This window comes from Methylobacter tundripaludum (assembly GCF_002934365.1).
Lineage (GTDB): Bacteria > Pseudomonadota > Gammaproteobacteria > Methylococcales > Methylomonadaceae > Methylobacter_A > Methylobacter_A tundripaludum_A.
Genome location: NZ_PTIY01000004.1, coordinates 116,585 through 133,856 on the forward strand (window position 1 = coordinate 116,585; position 17,272 = coordinate 133,856).

General features: G+C 48.4%; 16 protein-coding genes. 12 read left to right on the forward strand and 4 right to left on the reverse strand.

What is annotated here, in order from left to right; all coding sequences use genetic code 11:
- The first annotated feature begins 174 nt into the window (after positions 1 to 174).
- The 5 genes from B0F88_RS06380 (at position 175) to B0F88_RS06400 (ending at position 6,290) form a co-directional block, all read left to right on the forward strand.
- A complete protein-coding gene (locus B0F88_RS06380; protein WP_104423111.1) occupies positions 175 to 1,122 on the forward strand; it encodes an HpcH/HpaI aldolase/citrate lyase family protein in 948 nt (315 codons plus the stop codon).
- A 67-nt stretch (positions 1,123 to 1,189) separates the two neighbouring features.
- Positions 1,190 to 2,383 carry a malate--CoA ligase subunit beta gene (locus tag B0F88_RS06385; RefSeq protein WP_104423112.1) on the forward strand — a complete coding sequence of 398 codons (1,194 nt, stop codon included), beginning with the start codon at positions 1,190 to 1,192 and terminating at the stop codon, positions 2,381 to 2,383.
- 1 nt (position 2,384) lies between these two features.
- On the forward strand, positions 2,385 to 3,272 hold the full coding sequence (sucD, locus tag B0F88_RS06390) for a succinate--CoA ligase subunit alpha (RefSeq protein WP_104423113.1): 888 nt from the start codon (positions 2,385 to 2,387) through the stop codon (positions 3,270 to 3,272).
- Between the two features lie 108 nt (positions 3,273 to 3,380).
- Positions 3,381 to 4,742, forward strand: a complete 1,362-nt coding sequence (trkA, locus tag B0F88_RS06395) for a Trk system potassium transporter TrkA (protein ID WP_104423114.1) — start codon at positions 3,381 to 3,383, stop codon at positions 4,740 to 4,742.
- 90 nt (positions 4,743 to 4,832) lie between these two features.
- On the forward strand, positions 4,833 to 6,290 hold the full coding sequence (locus B0F88_RS06400) for a TrkH family potassium uptake protein (protein ID WP_104423115.1): 1,458 nt from the start codon (positions 4,833 to 4,835) through the stop codon (positions 6,288 to 6,290).
- Between the two features lie 387 nt (positions 6,291 to 6,677).
- Here the strand turns inward: B0F88_RS06400 and B0F88_RS06405 are convergent, their stop codons facing one another.
- Positions 6,678 to 8,570, reverse strand: a complete 1,893-nt coding sequence (locus B0F88_RS06405; RefSeq protein ID WP_104423116.1) for a DCC1-like thiol-disulfide oxidoreductase family protein — start codon at positions 8,568 to 8,570, stop codon at positions 6,678 to 6,680.
- A gap of 148 nt (positions 8,571 to 8,718) precedes the next feature.
- Positions 8,719 to 8,850, reverse strand: coding sequence for a hypothetical protein (locus B0F88_RS19685; protein WP_006890565.1), 132 nt, complete (start codon positions 8,848 to 8,850; stop codon positions 8,719 to 8,721).
- Positions 8,851 to 9,075: 225 nt separating this feature from the next.
- Here B0F88_RS19685 and B0F88_RS06410 point away from each other — a divergent pair, with 225 nt between their 5' ends.
- Positions 9,076 to 9,462, forward strand: coding sequence for a hypothetical protein (locus B0F88_RS06410; RefSeq protein WP_258076578.1), 387 nt, complete (start codon positions 9,076 to 9,078; stop codon positions 9,460 to 9,462).
- 20 nt (positions 9,463 to 9,482) lie between these two features.
- Positions 9,483 to 9,911 (forward strand): hypothetical protein, encoded by a 429-nt coding sequence (locus B0F88_RS06415; protein ID WP_104423118.1) that lies wholly within the window; start codon positions 9,483 to 9,485, stop codon positions 9,909 to 9,911.
- Positions 9,912 to 9,988: 77 nt separating this feature from the next.
- Here B0F88_RS06415 and B0F88_RS06420 read toward each other — a convergent pair whose 3' ends face one another.
- Entirely contained in the window at positions 9,989 to 10,180 is a 192-nt protein-coding gene (locus B0F88_RS06420) for a DUF2970 domain-containing protein (protein ID WP_104423119.1), read from the reverse strand.
- A 94-nt stretch (positions 10,181 to 10,274) separates the two neighbouring features.
- On the opposite strand from B0F88_RS06420, the gene metH reads away from it, so the two are divergent.
- From metH to B0F88_RS06445, 5 genes are all read left to right on the forward strand, one after another.
- Positions 10,275 to 13,952, forward strand: a complete 3,678-nt coding sequence (gene metH / locus B0F88_RS06425; RefSeq protein WP_104423267.1) for a methionine synthase — start codon at positions 10,275 to 10,277, stop codon at positions 13,950 to 13,952.
- A 1-nt stretch (position 13,953) separates the two neighbouring features.
- Complete coding sequence (locus B0F88_RS06430) at positions 13,954 to 14,193, forward strand: glutaredoxin family protein (protein ID WP_104423120.1); 240 nt, start codon at positions 13,954 to 13,956, stop codon at positions 14,191 to 14,193.
- A gap of 127 nt (positions 14,194 to 14,320) precedes the next feature.
- Positions 14,321 to 15,025 (forward strand): hypothetical protein, encoded by a 705-nt coding sequence (locus tag B0F88_RS06435; protein WP_104423121.1) that lies wholly within the window; start codon positions 14,321 to 14,323, stop codon positions 15,023 to 15,025.
- 219 nt (positions 15,026 to 15,244) lie between these two features.
- Positions 15,245 to 15,619 (forward strand): DUF3574 domain-containing protein, encoded by a 375-nt coding sequence (locus tag B0F88_RS06440; RefSeq protein WP_181049848.1) that lies wholly within the window; start codon positions 15,245 to 15,247, stop codon positions 15,617 to 15,619.
- A 210-nt stretch (positions 15,620 to 15,829) separates the two neighbouring features.
- Positions 15,830 to 16,714 carry an AraC family transcriptional regulator gene (locus B0F88_RS06445; protein WP_104423123.1) on the forward strand — a complete coding sequence of 295 codons (885 nt, stop codon included), beginning with the start codon at positions 15,830 to 15,832 and terminating at the stop codon, positions 16,712 to 16,714.
- A 111-nt stretch (positions 16,715 to 16,825) separates the two neighbouring features.
- On the opposite strand, the gene B0F88_RS06450 is transcribed toward B0F88_RS06445, so the two are convergent.
- Positions 16,826 to 17,140: a hypothetical protein gene (locus B0F88_RS06450; RefSeq protein WP_104423124.1), complete on the reverse strand. Its 315-nt coding sequence runs from the start codon at positions 17,138 to 17,140 to the stop codon at positions 16,826 to 16,828.
- Positions 17,141 to 17,272 lie beyond the last annotated feature (132 nt).

The following is a 17,272-nucleotide window of genomic DNA, read 5'->3' on the forward strand; positions in this document are numbered from 1 at the left end:
CGGAAAATACGCGGTAAAAATTGACTTTGAGGCCTCTGAAAGTAAAATGTGCGGTTAATTTACGTTCGGCTTAAGCCGTATAGGTCGGATTTACTCGACAGCCGATGGTAGTCGCAAAATGTCGGGTTACGCCAATCCGGCTTGATTTACAACAATGAAATTAGGAATGTACCAATGAGCCACACCTTATATGCAGCGTCAGTTCAACGAGTTCAACGCTGCGAATTAGCCGTTCCGGGTTCCAGCCCTGAAATGTTTGAAAAAGCGATGAGAAGTGGCGCTGATTTTATTTTTCTGGATCTTGAGGACGCGGTCGCTCCTGATGATAAATTGCAAGCCAGAAAAAACATTATTGAAGCGATTAACGACCTGGACTGGAAAGGCCACGGCGTAACCGTTTCGGTGCGCATCAACGGCCTGGACACCCAGTACATGGTGCGTGACGTGGTGGATCTGGTCGAACAGTGCGGCGCAAAAGTCGACACGATTTTGATTCCTAAAGTCGGTGTTTATGCCGATGTGTATATGGTTGAAGCGATGCTGAACCAGCTGGAAATGCAGCAGGGGCTGAAAAACAAGATCGGCATTGAAGCCTTGATTGAAACGGCATTGGGCATGGCTAATGTGGAAGATATCGCCCGCAACGGCGCATCAGGCCGTCTTGAAGCCCTGCATTTCGGTGTGGCCGATTACGCCGCAAGCAACCGCGCCAGAACCACCAACATCGGCGGTTTAAATCCTGATTATCCGGGTGATCAATGGCACGCTGCGATCAGCCGGATGACGGTCGCCTGCCGCGCCTATGGCTTGCGTCCTATTGACGGTCCTTTTGGCGACATTAAAGATCCCGAAGGTTACAAATTAGCCGCAAGACGAGCCGCGGCTTTAGGTTGCGAAGGCAAATGGGCGATCCATCCGTCGCAAGTTGAATTAGCCAATGAAATATTCACCCCGCCTGCGGCTGAAATTGAAAAAGCAAAACGCATATTGGCCGCCTTGAAAGAAGCGGCGGCGCAAGGTAAAGGCGCGGCGGCATTGGATGGTCGTTTAATCGACGCCGCATCGGAGAAAATGGCCAATAACGTGGTCAGGGCTGCTGAAGCGATTGCAGCAAAAAAATAATAGTCTTGTAGATCCGGGTGGCTCTACGCTGACCCGTTCTACGCAACACATAAATTTAGGAGATGCTGTGGATATTCATGAATATCAGGCGAAAGAAATTTTAAGCGGTTACGGCGTTAAAATCGCTGAAGGCGGTATGGCCTACAGCCCTGAAGAAGCCGTGCAACGCGCCAGAGATATTGGCGGACACATTTGGGCGGTAAAAGCGCAGATTCATTCGGGCGCACGCGGCAAGGCGGGCGGCATTAAAATCTGCAAGACCCACGATGAAGTTGAGGCGGCGGCCGAAGCGTTGCTGGGTAAAAGACTGGTCACTCATCAAACCGGCCCTGCCGGTAAAGTGTGCGGCAGACTGTACGTTGAAGCCGGAACCGACATCGCCAAGGAAATGTATTTCTGTTTCCTGGTTGACCGCAGTTCGGAGCGCATCGTCATGGTTGGTTCCGCTCAAGGCGGCATGGAAATCGAGGATTTGGCCGAAAACAATCCCGATGCGATTACCAAAATTTACATCGAACCTGCCGTAGGTTTGCAAGATTATCAGGCGCGTGAAATGGCCTTTGCCTTGGGCCTGGATCCCGAATTGTTGAGCCATGCCGTTAAAACCATCCGCGGTTGTTACCGCGCTTTGCGTGAACTCGATGCGAACATGCTTGAAATCAATCCGCTGGTGGTTACCCGCAGTAACGAGTTGGTCGCTTTGGACGCCAAAATGGGCTTTGACGACAACGCGCTGTTCCGTCAGCAAAAAATCTCCGAATTACGCGATAAAACCCAGGAAGATCCCCGTGAAATGGCGGCTGCCGACCGTGGTTTAAGCTACGTCGGCCTGGATGGAGACATCGGCTGCATGATCAACGGCGCGGGTTTGGCGATGGCGACAATGGACATGATTAAGCTGGCCGGCGGCGAGCCTGCCAACTTCCTCGACGTAGGCGGCGGCGCATCGGCCGAACGAACCGAAAAAGCGTTCCGTTTGGTATTGGCCGACAAGGGTGTAAAAGCCATGCTGGTTAATATTTTTGCCGGCATCAACCGTTGCGACTGGATTGCCGAGGGCGTTGTCGAGGCGGTCAAGAAAATCGATATGAAAATACCGCTGATCGTCAGATTGTCAGGCACCAACGTTGAAGAAGGCCGCAGGATTATCGCGGAAAGCGGCCTGCCTATCATTACCGCCGAAACCTTGGCCGAAGCGGCTGAAAAAGCGGTGCAGGCGCGCAATGAAGCGGTTGCAAAAGAAGCGGCACAGGGAGCATAAGATGGCTATTTTAATTGACGAAACAACACGCATTATTGTCCAGGGCTTTACCGGAAAAATCGGCAGTTTTCACGCCCAAGACATGATCAACTACGGCTCTAACGTCGTCGGCGGCATCACTCCCGGCAAAGGCGGCCAAACCCATTTAGGCCGGCCGGTTTTTAATACCGTAAAAGAAGCCGTTCGCGAGGTTGGGGCTGAAGCCAGCATTATCTTTGTCCCACCCGCTTTTGCCGCCGATTCGATCATGGAAGCGGCCGACGCAGGCATTAAATATTGTGTTGCGATTACCGACGGTATCCCGACTCAGGACATGATGACGGTTAAAAACTTTCTGCGCCGTTTCCCGGCAGAGCAAAGAATGATCCTGACCGGCCCCAATTGCGCAGGCACTATCAGTCCGGGTCGCGCGATGCTGGGCATTATGCCGGGGCATATCTACATGAAAGGCAATGTCGGCATCGTCGGCCGTTCAGGCACTTTAGGGTATGAGGCGGCCGACCAAATGAAACGTCTGGGTATCGGCATTTCAACCTCCGTCGGTATCGGCGGCGACCCGATCAACGGTAGTTCGCACCGCGATATTCTGGAAAAATTTGAAGCCGACCCTGAAACTAAGGTGGTGGTCATGATTGGCGAAATCGGCGGCCCGCAAGAAGTTGAAGCCGGGGTTTTCGCCAAAGAACACATGAGCAAGCCGGTAGTCGCCTATATCGCCGGATTGACTGCACCGGAAGGCCGCCGCATGGGCCACGCCGGTGCGATTATTTCAGCAGCAGGCGAAAGCGCCGCCGAAAAAGTGGCCATGTTAAAAGACTTGGGCGTCACCATCTGCCCGACACCGGCGGCTATGGGCGAAACGGTGGCCGCTGTGTTGGCGAAGATGTAAACGAAAGATACGAAAAGGCAAAGGACAAAGGGCGAAAGGCACAAGGTTTTTTTACCTTTTGTCTTTCGCCCTTTGTCTGCTTTTATTTTTAATACCCATAGGGCGTAAATGAAAATACTTATTCTTGGGGCCGGCGTTACCGGATCGTCGGTTGCCGGGGCATTGGCAAGCGAGGAGAACGATATTGTAGTCGTCGATTTCAGGACGGAGTTGCTCGACGCATTAAAAGAGCGTTTCGATATTGCCACAGTCGCGGGTAATGCGGCGCATCCTAGGGTGCTCGAACAAGCCGGCGCCCGGACTGCTGATATTATTATCGCGGTTACCGACAGTGATGAGACCAACATGCTGGCGTGTGTAATCATTAATGCGCTGTACAGTCGCCCGAAAACGATTGCACGGGTACGCGCGGTCGATTACCTGAAAAATCCCCAATTGTTCGGCCCGAACGGTATTCCGGTAGATATTGTGATCAGCCCGGAACAAATTGTCATGGAGGCTATCCGCAATTTAATTGAGTTTCCCGGTGTTCAGCATATTTCCGATTTTGCCGATGGTCTGGTGCGCCTTTTTTCAGTTAAGGTGGTGGCGGACGGTTCTTTAACCGGTAAGAAAATTAAAACCCTGAAAGAGCGTTTGGTTGGCGGTAAAATTCGCGTGGTGGCGATTTTCCGGCAAGGTATTCCGTTGGCGGTGAGCGGCGACGCCGTTATTGAAACGGGTGATGAGGTGTTTTTCGTGGCGCCTCGCGAAGAAGTGCGCGGGGTCTTGAAAGAACTGAACAAGCTTGAGGCCCCGTTAAAGCGAATTATCATCGCAGGCGGCGGCCATGTCGGCAAGCGTTTGGCGCTGGCGCTGGAAAGCGATCATCAAGTGAAAATTATTGAAAAAGATCCCAAGCGTGCTCACAAGATAGCTAACGATCTTGATCACACGGTGGTGCTTCTAAGTGATTGTGCCGATGAGGCATTGTTGATTGATGAGTCTATCGACAGTACCGATTTGTTTTGTGCAATTACCGAAAATGACGGCGTCAACATTGTTTCCGCTTCCTTGGCAAAAAGTTTGGGCGCGCGGAAGGCTATCTGTTTGCTCAATCATGTCTCATACAGCAAGCTATTGCCCGGAACGGGGATTGATGTTGCGGTATTACCTAATCAGGAAACGCTCGGCAGTATTTTAAAGCATGTGCGCCGAGGCGACGTGGCGCAGGTCAGTTCCCTATGCGGCGGCACAGCCGAGGCTATCGAGGCTATTGCACACCAAAGTCAGGATCTGAATTCCGTTGTTGGTCGTAGGGTGGATGCTATCAGCTTTCCTGAAGGCATCGTGATGGGGGCGTTGATACGCAACAAGCAGGTTGTTGCGATTCATTGCGACACGGTATTTGAAGAAGGCGATCATGTAGTGATGTTTGTGATGGATAAAAAACTGGTTGTAAACATCGAGAAAAAATTCCAGCCTCTTTAGTTAAGGGCAGGCTAAGGACTAAAGGCGAAAAAACCTTTGTTCTCGGTCTTTTGCCTTTAGTCTTGAACCTTTCGCTTTGAACCTAACCTCATGAATGTCATCTTTACAATCATCAATATTTTCGGCTTAGTCACCATAGGGTTCAGTGGTTTGATGGCTACTTGCTGGCTGACCTCAGCGATAGCTGATGACGGCGCCGTCACGGCTTTTTCCCAGGGGACGATGATTACCTTGTTAATGGGGGCGTTGATGTTTGTTCCGACGCTACGGATACCGAAAAAAGTGACGCGGCAAACAGGTTTTTTGATGGTGGCGATTACCTGGTCGGTAACGCCGGTTTTTTGCACTCTGCCGCTGATGATTTACCAGCCTGAATTGAGTTTTATCGACGCTTATTTCGAGACGGTTTCCGGGCTTACTACGACCGGTGCGACCATATTCAGCGGTATTGACCAGTTGCCGATGTCGATCAATTTGTGGCGACATGAGCTGAACTGGATAGCGGGCATGGGCATTATTATCTTTGCGGTTGCTATTTTACCTATTCTGGGTGTCGGCGGCATGCAGTTGTATATTGCAGAGTCGCCGGGAACTGTAAAGGAATCCGATTTGCCGCCGCGTATCGCGCAAACGGCTAAAGCTTTATGGCTGGTCTATGCGGGCATCACGCTGGCCTGCGTTGTCGCCTTGCGCTTGGCGGGCATGAATTGGTTTGATGCAATCTGCCATGCATTTTCCGCGATGAGTTTAGGCGGGTTCTCCACCCATGATAGCAGTATAGGTTTTTTTAATTCACTGTCTATCGAGATGGTATTAACTATCTTCCAGTTGCTGGCGGCGATCAATTTTGCTACTCATTTTGTGGCGCTTAGAAAACTTTCGTTCACCCCCTATGTCGATGACAGGGAAGCCAGAGGCTTTCTCGCGTTGGTGCTGGGAAGCTGCGTAGTGACGGCTGGGGTGTTGTGGCATGCAGGCACCTATCCTGACTTTTTTACCGCGTTACGTCATGCAACGTTTAATCTGGTTACCATTGCGACTGATTCCGGATTTTCCAGTCAGGACTTTAATCAATGGCCTATCTTTGTGCCGATGTGGATGTTGTTTTTAAGTTGCGTTTCGGCTTCTTCAGGTTCTACAGGCGGCGGTATCCGTATGATTCGCACGATCATCCTGATGAAACAAGCGCGCCTGGAACTGTTTAAATTTATTCATCCTTTTGCGGTTAGACCGATGAAAATCGGCAATACCGTAGTCAATAACAAAATTGTTGCTTCCGTGACCGGATTTATTTTTCTGTATTTCATCAGCATCGTCATTCTGGTATTCATGCTGTTGTTGAGTGGGTTGGATTTTATAAGTGCTTTTTCGGCGATTATCGCCTGCTTTAACAATGCCGGTCCCGGCCTTAATCAAGTGGGGCCGGCGACCAATTACGCCAGTCTGAGCGATATTCAGACCGGTATCTGTACATTCGCAATGCTTCTGGGGCGGGTGCAAATATTTTCTATTGTGATTCTGTTTGTGCCGGAATTCTGGAGAAAATAATTTGCGTCAGAATTGAGGCAGGTGATGCTTTTGTCTTAGTAATTTACGCGGTTAAGGCATGGGCAGTGCGGAGATAAAAGTCTTTAAAGCCTGTAAAAACAAAAAGCCCGGCATATAGCCGGGCTTTTTGGTACTGCGAGCGCTCTATTTACAGTTGAATAGAGCTAGAAACTTTTTGTGCAGATTTATCTGGATCGTCCAGGCAGCCAGACAAGCCAACAATCATTAACGCCATAGCTATAAGAGACAAAATTTTATTCATAAGAATATCCTCCAAAGGGGTTTGAATTATTTTTATTAATTTGCGCCATTAAATTAAAGCACATGTATTTTATATCATGACTCGAATGATGATGCAATAATAAAAACCAATAATCATTTACGCAATTAAAGCTCGTTGATATTGTCAGGCAAATCAAAAGAGATCTGTTCGTCGGTCCATTTTGCCGTTCCGATAGTGGTCCACTGTGGGGTTAGATTTTTGTGTAATTGGTCTTCAACCCAGTAAGAAGGCGCGCTGATTTTTTTTAGCTTTATGTTGAAAACGGCATTATCAAGGTTCAATCCAATCTTTTGTCCCCAGAAAGCAGTGACTTTCATGATAAGTTTATGTAAGCGTTTATTGTTAATGTTGGGTGTAACGGCAATATTGGCCCACATCGAATGAACGCGACCCCAGTTGGGGGCAAGAAGACGACCTTGCTCATTGACAAAAGGCAGCCAACGTTCAGCGCCGTTTGAGTCGGTATAGGTCATCGCTAAAATATGGTCATAACCGGCAAAATGGTCGTGCAGATAAAGCGCATGGGGAGTAATGCCTAAAAAGGTCTGGGAGACCATTAAAACGGCATTGCTGGCTTGTGATAAGGGGCTTTGAGGGGTGTCGGCATTAAGTCTGTAAATAAGCCCGTAATGAATCGAGCTGTTTAATTGCAAAACGAGCAGCGCAATCAATATTTTTGTGAGCTTCCTGGAAAAAGCGTTCGGTTTTTGCTCGGCAAAGGTTTCAAAAAACTGATGATATAAGGTCGTGTCCGTTATGGCTTGGGGTACTGGGCAGGCGGACGAACAGGGGATGCGCTTGCGTGTATCGGCAATAGACCGGTATTTTTTTAAGGCAAATTGATGAATTCCCGGAAGGCTTAAAAAAACACCTATCGGAAATAAATAGCGCATTTTTATGAATATCCGGCTATAGGTGTCGACGCCTGAATAAATTCGCCCCGCGCTATCCAGTGCGTATAAGTCGGTTAACAGGGTCTCGTTATTAATGGACGCAAGTTCCGGGTAATGTGCGGCATGTTCCTGAGCGTTTTTGAAGTCTATGCAATTGAATACATCAAAATGATTAAGGACCAGAACGGTACGATTACACAAAGGACACAGCTGATCATAAAATACGGTAAGAGAAGGCTGTTTTGCGGTAACCAGCCGGCCAATACAACGCCACCATTTGAAAGGGACCAGTAAGGTATAAAAGCTCAGCATCCCGAGGCCAAAAGGATAAATATTGAAGGACAAGGTGATACCGAGATGAAGCCCGCAGCCGATCAATAAATAGACGATGCGTAGCCGGCGTTTGGCGAAAAAGAAAATAAAGGTAAATTGGAAGATTAAAATCGTATAGCCAAGGATGTTTTGCAACAGTTTATTGTTCAGCAGATAAGACATGTCGATGGCTGAAACATAATAAGGCTGTGTCGCCGGTAACCAAGTGCCTAAGCCGTTGCGCCAGTGTTCGGCAAACATCTTGTGTATGGCCGAGTCAAAGTAGAGGAAGCCGAGACAGATAGCAACCGGCAGGTAGTAGGCAAGAACTGATACAGTCGGTTTCGGGTAGTTGCTGTAATGAGTAAAAGGCGTACTCAGTTTGTATCGAAGATTGTCGAGTGAAAATGCCCTGTCTCCCGGCATAAAAAGCAGAAAAAATCCCGTCCCGATCATGAATAAATCAAAGCCGCCGTCAAAATCCCGTTGCATCGGTGTGAAATTAACAAAAATAATCCAAATGATGTAATTGCAGGTTATTGCAAATCGGTAGCGGTAGCCGGCCACAATAAAGGCGGCAATAACGCCCCAAAGGCACAAGAAGAAAGGAATCATCGGGAATTCGACGTCTATATAGGGAACGGGGTCGAAAATTAAATGATTAAAGTACAGCAGGAAAATGATTTCCTGTAGCGTGATCAAGCCGTAAAAAATCCGGAATAAGCCTATGCCGGTGGCTGGAGCTTGCTTGAAATGAAGTTCTAAGAGTTTGGCGGGGATAAGTTTATACATTTCATGATTCGGGAAATCGAGAGGATGTATAAATTATATAAGAAATGTAGGGTTAATGTATTGAAATGTGCAGACAAAACAAAGGCCGCCCCCAACTCATGATGAGCTGAAGTGAGCGGCCTAAGTTAAGATTAAATCGGTTGACGGCTTATTTTTCGTCGTCTGGGTGCTCAGCAAATACCCACTTTACTAGGAAGTAGCCAGCAGCTATAACTACAACCGCGCCGACCATACCAGCTGGTTCTTTTAACATTTCGGTGATATCTAAGATCGCTCCCATGGGATGTCCTACCTATAATTTTGTATTTTTAGAAATAATGCTAAGTTACATAGCAAACGGAATGAGCATAATACTTTAGGAAAAGTTAAAGTCAAGGCTTATTGTTGCGCGGTTTGAGTGATGGGATATAAATAATGTTTCCGCTTGAAATTTATTGCTCGATAGCCAATGTGGTATAGTTTAGAATCTGTTTTTTGAGTGCTGATACATTTTAGATAAGGAATTATGATGAATAGATGCGTTAAAATATTACCACTGGTCGCAATTTTCTTTACGTTATCGGCAAATGCTGACGTCCAACTAAAAGATAATTCTGAAATTTTAGGGAAATGGAATCTTCATGACGAAGCTGTCTCGTTAACTAGCCCCAAAAAGGCTGTGACTCAGGAATGGGAATTTAAGGAGGATGGAACACTTATTTCATCGGCAACTGATGTCGCAGGACGAATCAGTGCGTTGAAGATTGCATTGAAGTATTCCATCGAAAATGGCGAAATCAAAAAACAGTCCGCTCCTGGACGAGAAAAATACGAATCTTGCAAGGTAATTGAAAAACAGGGTTCGGAGATGATTTTAAAGTGTACATATTTCTTCTTTCTAACAAAAAAATAATTTAAAAAAAGGATACAGATATGATTGGTGGCATTGTAATGATTTTAGTGGCTCTCTGGATTTATCAGTCGGCTATGAGAGCAAAAACAAGTAATGTAATGATGTGGGTCGCGATTGGTGCTGTTACATTTTTCGTTGTGCAGCTGGGATTCATCGATCTCAACCTTTATATTTTAGAGGCTATAAGAAGCGGTGAAGGCGGCAGCGATTACGAACGTGATTTAATCAGTGTCGGCGACAGAAAAAACGAAGGCGGTTTTCAGGGATTTGGCGGCGTTCTGCTGTCGGTTTACTTGGAATTAATGCCGTCAGTTGTCGGCGTTTTAGCGGCCGCGCTGATTCGGGTAAAGTTTATTACCAAAGAACCGATTACTGTCGGTAATTTATTTGGCGACGTTAAAGAAATGTTCCAAAGCATCAAGCAAAGCTTTAAAACCTCTGGTCAGTAAGACGTAATGTTAGTTAAAAAAAGCCCAAGCAGTGCTTGGGCTTTTTTTATGGTTGCGGGTTACAGCGGTTTTGATTTCTAACCGCCCAAAACGGTAGAAACAAGAAATACAAGACCGCAAATAAAAAGCACGGTAAAAATCACCCCCGCAATAATATACGTTGAAAGAGATCCCTGTTCGAAGTCCTTTTGCCGGTTTTCGTCACTTTGTACTCCAATGGCGGCAGCTAGAACGCTCTTTATGATTTGAGTAATCGTTGGTTTTGACATGTTCATCTCCGGCAAAAATAGAAAAAAATGATAGTGCGTGATTGTTTTTTAAGCAATGAATATATCCAAAACCAATAACCCTTGGACCGTTCCTATGAGCAAAACAGAATTATTAAAACAGCAACTATCCCAGCGCATTTTATTTCTCGATGGCGCGATGGGTACGATGATCCAAAGCTACACGCTGGAGGAAAAAGATTATCGCGGTGAACGTTTTGCTCAATGGGAGGTCGATCTTAAGGGAAATAACGATCTGTTATCGATAACCCAGCCGGACATCATTAAAGCCATTCATAGCGCTTATTTCGAAGTCGGCTCAGACATCGTTGAAACCAATACCTTCAACGCGACCAGTATCGCGATGGCCGATTACAAAATGGAATCGCTGGCGTATGAGATCAATGTCGCGTCGGCGCGTGTGGCCAGAGAGGCGGCTGATGAATATACCCAAAAGACCCCAGAAAAGCCGCGTTTTGTCGCCGGCGTATTAGGCCCTACCAACCGCACGGCGTCCATGTCGCCCGATGTCAACGATCCGGGTTTTCGTAATATTTCATTCGACGACTTGGTCGTAGCCTATACCGAAGCCACCAAAGGCCTGATTGACGGCGGCGCGGACATTATCCTGATTGAAACCGTTTTCGATACCCTGAATGCCAAAGCCGCCATTTTTGCGGTTGAACAGGTTTTTGAGCGGATTGGCTACAAACTGCCGGTGATGATTTCCGGCACGATTACCGACGCATCCGGCAGAACGCTGTCAGGGCAAACCGTTGCCGCCTTCTGGAATTCGCTGAAACATGTTCAGCCGATTTCTTTCGGCTTTAACTGCGCGTTGGGCGCAACCGAATTGCGCCAGCATATCGATGAATTATCGGGCATTGCCGACACCTATATTTCCGCTCACCCTAACGCAGGCTTGCCCAACGAGTTCGGCGAATACGACGAAACGCCCGAAGCGATGGCCCAAGAGTTGGCCGATTGGGCGAAAAACGGCTACCTGAATATTATCGGCGGCTGTTGCGGAACCTCGCCTGCCAATATCAAAGCGATAGTCGAGGCCGTGCAAAAATACAGCCCCAGACAAATTCCCGAGATACCCAAACAATGCCGGTTATCGGGGCTCGAACCGCTGAACATCGGGCCGGATTCGCTATTCGTCAATGTCGGCGAGCGCACCAACGTGACCGGTTCGGCGGCATTCAAACGTCTGGTTATTGAGGGCGATTTTGAAACGGCGCTGGATGTGGCCAAGCAGCAAGTCGAAAACGGCGCACAAATTATCGACATCAACATGGACGAAGGTATGCTGGACTCCAAAGAGGCGATGGTGCGCTTTTTGATGTTGATCGCGTCCGAGCCGGACATTGCCAAAGTGCCGATCATGCTGGATTCGTCCAAATGGGAGATTCTGGAAGCGGGCCTTAAATGCATCCAGGGCAAAGGCGTGGTTAATTCCATCTCGCTGAAAGAAGGCGAAGCGGCGTTCATCGAACACGCCAAACTGGTGCGCCGCTATGGCGCGGCGGTTATCGTGATGGCTTTCGACGAGGAAGGCCAAGCCGATACCAAAGCCCGGAAAATCGAGATATGCCAACGGGCTTACAAGATTCTGACCGAACAAGTCGGCTTTCCGCCCGAAGACATCATTTTCGACCCCAACATCTTCGCGGTCGCCACCGGCATCGACGAACACAACAATTACGGCGTGGATTTCATAGAAGCGACCCGCGAGATCAAGCGCACCTTACCATACGCGCTGATTTCCGGCGGCGTTTCCAACGTATCGTTTTCGTTCCGGGGCAATAACCCGGTACGGGAAGCGATCCATGCGGTGTTTCTATTCCATGCGATACAGGCGGGCATGGATATGGGGATCGTCAATGCCGGCCAGCTGGCGATTTACGAGGACATTCCGCGTGATTTACGCGATGCGGTTGAAGCGGTCATATTAAATACCCACGACGGCAGCGGCACCGACAAATTGCTGGAGCTCGCCGAGAAATACCGCGGCGACGGCAGCAGCGCCGGAAAAGAGCAGGACCTGGAATGGCGCAGCTGGCCGGTCAGAAAACGTCTGGAACATGCGTTAGTCAAAGGCATCACCGATTACATCGACGAAGACACCGAACAGGCGAGACTGGAAGCCGAAAGACCGCTGCACGTCATCGAAGGCCCGCTAATGGACGGTATGAACGTAGTCGGCGACTTGTTCGGCGCGGGCAAAATGTTCCTGCCGCAAGTGGTCAAGTCGGCACGGGTCATGAAAAAGGCCGTGGCTTATTTGATGCCGTATATGGAAGCCGACAAAGCCGCAGGCGATAGGCAAACCAACGGCAAAATTCTGATGGCGACCGTCAAAGGCGATGTGCACGACATCGGCAAGAACATCGTCGCGGTGGTATTGCAATGCAACAATTACGACGTGATCGATATGGGCGTGATGGTGCCCGCAGAAAATATTTTGCAAACCGCGCGCCTGGAAAACGTCGACATCATCGGCTTAAGCGGCCTGATCACGCCGTCGCTGGATGAAATGGTGCATGTCGCCAAGGAAATGCAGCGCCAGGGCTTTACCATCCCGTTGATGATAGGCGGCGCAACCACTTCGCGCGCGCATACCGCGGTAAAAATCGCCCCGAATTACGACGGCCCGATAGTTTACGTGACCGATGCATCGCGCGGCGTCGGCGTCGCCAGCAACTTGCTGAGCGCCGATTTAAAAGACGATTTCGTCAAAGGCATCAGCGAAGAATACGAGGAAGTTCGGGAACGGCACAAAGGCCGCGAAGCCAAAACCAAGCAACATCCGTTGGAAGAAGCCCGGCGCAATAAATTCAACTGGGGCAACTACGAGCCGGTTCAACCGTCGTTCCTGGGCATCAAGGTCATCGATCATTTCCCGTTGGACACGCTGGTCTGGTATATCGACTGGTCGCCGTTTTTCCAAACCTGGGAAATGGCCGGAAGCTATCCCAAAATACTCGACGATAAAGTCATCGGCGTCGAAGCCAGAAAACTGTTCGACGACGCTCAGGACATGCTGAAAAAAATCCTTCGCGAAGAATGGCTGACCGCCCGCGCCGTGGTCGGCTTCTTCCCGGCCAACAGCGACGGCGATGATGTCGTGGTCTACACCGATGACGCTCGCACCGAGAAGAAAGAAACCCTGCATCATTTGCGTCAGCAAAACGTCAAAGCGCCGGGCAGGCCGAATTACTGCCTGTCCGATTTTATCGCCCCGATTGACAGCGGCAAAGCCGACTACATCGGCGCTTTTGCGGTCACGACCGGCATCGGCATCGAACAAAAACTGCAAGAATTTGAGCGGGACAATGACGATTACAGCGCGATCATGCTGAAAGCCTTGGCCGACAGATTGGCCGAAGCGTTTGCGGAATACATGCATCAGGTGGTCAGGAAAGAGTATTGGGGCTATGCCCAAGATGAAACACATGAAGCCGATCAGTTAATCAACGAAGCCTATCAAGGCATACGGCCAGCGCCCGGCTATCCTGCGTGTCCCGATCATACCGAGAAGGGCAAGCTGTTTGAGTTGCTCAACGTGACCGAACATACCAGCATTGAACTGACCGAAAGCTATGCGATGTACCCGGCCTCGGCGGTCAGCGGCTGGTATTTTTCCCATCCCGAATCGCAGTATTTTAACGTCGGCAAGATAGATAAAGACCAGCTGCAGGATTACGCCAGACGTAAAGGCATTGCCGAAGAAGTCGCCGAGCGTTGGCTGGCCGCGCATTTGCATCATTGATATGCGCTTGATACTGTTCGGCACATTCGGCTGCCATCTTTGCGAACAGGCTGAGGTTATTGTTAGTACCTGTGTGCCGGATGGCGTTGACTATGTGGATATTGCCGAGCAGGAACAGTGGCAGGAGCGATATGCTGTGCGTATTCCGGTTTTGTATGATCCAGAGACCAAGCAGGAGCTGGGTTGGCCGTTTGATTTGGCTGAGGTTGAAGATTTTGTTTGTCGTGTAGCCCGTATGTAGCGTAGCGGAATATGGGATGATCGGAGTCACGAACCCCAGGATTTCGTAAGCCCCATCCAGGTTTGCTGGGCTGAGTTTTTTGATGTTCATCACCAACCAGGTGTTTACTTATAGATGTGCGTAGGAAATGAATCGAATTCTTATCGTAATAGGAACTATCGCGGGGATAATACTCCTTGTTCCGGTGATTCCGTATGTATCAATGTACGGCTTCCATTGGGTTAACTCGCAAGAAGTATGGGGACAGTTTGGTGACTTTTTTGGCGGCTTACTAAATCCAATTTATGCATTTCTGGCGTTTCTAGCATTGCTTTATACAACCTCCCTTCAAGCAGCAGAGTTTAAGCGGACGGCCAATTCGATGCAGCAACAATTGGATCACCTCAAGCATTCGGCTGAGAAGGAAGATATTTTTAAAATTATAAAAGACATTGATGATGATCTTGAGGCCATCTTAAAAACGGTAGTAAGCCCTGATGGGTCTCAGACAGAGCTAAATGTTAATCATATAATTCATGAAGGCTTTAGACTCAGAAATATATCTATCAAAACTCAGAGTTACAATGATTTCATAAGTCTTGCAAATTCTAGTGGAAGTATAGTTGAGTCGGTTTATCTTAGGTTGGCTTTGTCTATAGGCAGCTTATTTAGACATTTAAATATGTACTATGAAATTTCTAATGAATCTTCATATGTGTCAGATTATTTTAGATACAAGTATTTTATGGTCGGCCAACTTCTAAAAGATATTGGTAATGTCGACGAGGAAATATATGATTTTTTTCTGTCGGCCAACGAAGTTCATGAGCAACAAGAAAAATCAAAGCTGTAAGGCGGATATTTGTAACTAAAGTTTCGGAGTTCGTTTTTATCCGCATAACAGTCGCTCATCCTTGGTTCCAAGCGGGACGGGGCTTGTAAGCCCATCCCTAACCTTTCTGCGATGTTCGAAGCGCTGTTACATTTAACCAAAGCCAAACGTTTCGGTCGGGGCAGCATGCCCCGACCGGCTTTCAGTTATGTCTATCGAGATATAATAAAAAAACACCCTATGAAAAACTGTTTATTGCTGCTTACCGTCTTGGCCTGTCTAGGCTGCGCACCTGCCAATCAACTGAACCGCTTTTATTTCGGCATGAATAAACCTACCGGTGGAGCAGTCAGTGAGCAGGCGTTTAATCAATTTTTGCAGCAAGAAATCGGTTCGCGTTTCCCTAAAGGCTTAACGCTGTTTGAAGCAAAAGGGCAATGGAAAAGTGCAAACGGCACGATTGAGCAGGAAAAAAGCCGGGTGGTGGAAATCGTTTGCGATGATACGCCGGAAAACCGCGACAAAGTCGCCGCTATCGCCGCAAAATATAAGGCATTGTTTGCACAAGAGGCGGTGATGGTCATTAAAAGCCAGCCTGAAATTGTTTTTCATTAATAATCGGAATTTAAAGCGGTCTCACGATAAAGCTGTAAGGCGGATACAGGGTAGCGTTTCCGGCGAATTCGGGTGATGATTGCCGGAAACGCGGGATGCCCGTTGCCGCTTGAACCGGCTTATTGCCGCCGCCATGACGGATTCAGCAATTTCTGTCAGGCGTTGTCGGCTTCCGGGCGATAGTCTATCGATTGCCGAGGAGATATTTCGTTGAGCACAACAACCGCAGAGAGCTATCGCGCCAGATTCCGCAAAGTGCTTGAGTACATCGACGCCAATCTGGACGACGAGCTTAGCGTAAAGCAACTCAGCAGTGTTGCCGCTTTCTCGAAATATCATTTCGACCGGCAGTTTGCTGAATTTTTTGGAATCGGAGTCTACAAATACGTCCAGCTATGCCGGATGAAACGGGCTTCCTATCAGCTTGCATTTCGCTGCGGCAGTCAAGTTATCGACATTGCATTGGCCAATGGTTACGAAAGCCCCGAGTCGTTCTCGCGCGCATTCAGGAAGAGCATCGGGCAATCGCCGTCCGAATTCAGAAAACAGCCGCTGTGGAATCTTTGGTGCGCAACCTATCAACCATTGACTGAACTGAGGAACCATTACATGAGGTCTGCAAAACCAGCCGAACAGGTCAAGCTCATCAACTTCAACGATACAAAAGTCGCCGTCTTTGAGCATCGCGGCGATCCGCGACTGGTCGGGAATTCCGTGCGTAGTTTTATAGAATGGCGAAAGCAGAATCATCTGCCGCCGAAAATCAGCGCCACTTTCAATATTCTCTACGACAACCCGGCGGACGTTGCGCCAGAGAACTATCGATTTGACATCTGCGCCGCAACCGATAAAGGTGTGGGCGATAACCAATTTGGCGTTGTGGGCAAGATAATTCCGGGTGGCCGATGCGCCGTGCTGCGGCATATCGGTTCCGACGATACGCTCGGCGAGACGGTCAGTTATCTGTACTCGGAATGGCTGCCGCAAAGCAGAGAGACGCCGCGAGATTTTCCGCTGTATTTGCAGCGCATCCGGTTCTTTCCTGATGTGCCGGAATGCGAGGCCATTACCGATGTATTCCTACCTCTCGGCTAGCTTGTTGAAACGCCGGTCTGTCGGAGGAAAAACGCGGGAAGGTGTAATTTTTAGGGCGCAATACAGCAAATATCACTATTGCGCCCGACAAGCCTGAATAAGCTGAAACCGTTATATGAATTTACATTCCTCTTCGCCGTTTTGTTTGATTTTGCAGACTCGCGACTTAGGCGCCGGGTTTACTTGTTGCTGGATGGATTGGATCATCTTTGCGGTTGATTGGACAATGCTGTTTATTTTTAGGGCTTCAGAATCGGTTGGATTTGCTGCGGGCGTTTTTAATTCCTTTGTCAGTCCTATACCGTTTGCTATCAATACAAGTGCGACTATTCCAAATAAAATGATTTTGTATAGAGCGCTTGATTTTGTTTTTGGTTTTTCATTTCTTAGTCTTTCCAGCATGTAGTCTCGGTCTGGGATGTTCATTTTCTTCACCTCGATAGGAATGTTTGCGCTGAGTTTGTAGCGGCTTAAATCCGCCGCCTTGTCCGTTTTTTCGCTTTATGTTTTAACCGCTCCCTGTTTCCGGGATGTTTCGGCTAATGGTTTTCTGTGGTT